Raw genomic sequence first — 267 nt, forward strand, 5'->3', positions numbered from 1 at the left:
AGACGATTTCTTAAGTTTATTAACCATACTAACCAAAGCTTCGGTTTCAGCATTACATGTATTTACTCTCGCCGTCGTTGTTCTCGCCGTACGGGTAGATACTGATTCTTTTGCCGTATCTTGGCTTTCTTGCCATTGGTTAAAAGCATAAAACCGGTGACTTAATTTTGTAGTCACCTCTTCTTCTTGGGCATCAAAACCCTTCTCATCAGATAATCGTGATAATGGGTTTTTGATATCATCCTCTGGGTGTGAAAGGAACCGAGT

Annotated in this window: 1 protein-coding gene; it reads right to left on the minus strand. The window is 40.4% G+C overall.

Translation table 11 applies throughout. The annotated features are described in order from the left end of the window. Nucleotides 1-267 (minus strand): LasA N-terminal domain-containing protein (locus CWB85_RS22210; RefSeq protein ID WP_502705332.1); only part of this gene is annotated, 267 nt, incomplete at both ends.

This window comes from Pseudoalteromonas sp. S1727 (assembly GCF_005886375.1).
Lineage (GTDB): Bacteria > Pseudomonadota > Gammaproteobacteria > Enterobacterales > Alteromonadaceae > Pseudoalteromonas > Pseudoalteromonas haloplanktis.